The organism is Desulfocicer niacini (genome assembly GCF_054657595.1).
The window spans coordinates 1-806 of sequence record NZ_BAAHYK010000157.1; the positions used below are offsets into that span (position 1 = coordinate 1).

Genomic DNA, 806 nt, shown 5'->3' on the forward strand with positions numbered 1-806 from the left:
TGACAAACCGGATACCGCTGTGCAAATGTTCATAGTTGTACCACCGGACAAAGGATGCTACCCATTGCCTTGACCCCTCTATCGATTCAAAGGGTTTTCCCGGATAATCCGGCCGATACTTGCAGGTCCGGAACAGCGATTCAGAAAAAGGGTTGTCATTGCTGACCCTGGGGCGACTGTATGATTTTGTCACTCCCAGGGCGTCCATTTTCGCTCTGATGGTATATCCTTTTTGGGCACCACCGTTGTCGGCATGAATCACCGGCGGTTTCAAGATGCACCCCTGAGCCAGGATAGCCTTGTGGATAAAGGTGGCTCCCAGTTCGGCGCTCTCGGTAGAATGAACCTCCCAGCCAACAATTTTTCGGCTGTAGACGTCAACGATCATATACAGGTAAAAGTACATGCCGTGGATCTGAGACGGCAGCCAGGTCACATCCCAGGTCCACACCTGATTCGGTCCGGTGGCACAGAACCCTTTCGGAGGCGTGCTGTGCCGGGGCGCCCTACTGCGGCCCCGGTGATGCTGCTCACCTGCCTGATGCAGGATCCGGTAAAAGGTAGACTCGGAGGCAATATAGGTGCCATCGTCTGCCAGTCGGGGCACAATCTGTCCCGGCGGAAGGCTTGCAAACTCTGGATCATGGCAGATAGTTAGCACTTTTTCAGTCTCCTCTCTGGTCAGTTTATTGGCCGGTTCAGGACGGACAGCAGTTGGTCGTCCATCTTTCCTGATATCAGGCTGTCCGGTCCATCGTTGATACGTTCTGGAGCTTATACCCACAACGTCGCATGCGGCTTCAAGG

1 protein-coding gene is annotated in these 806 nt (G+C 54.1%); it reads right to left on the reverse strand.

Annotated features, from left to right (window positions below):
- A partial coding sequence (locus ACYQ2M_RS25170) for an IS3 family transposase (protein WP_459919156.1) occupies positions 1–784 on the reverse strand: 784 nt, incomplete at its 3' end.
- Between the last annotated feature and the right edge of the window lie 22 nt (positions 785–806).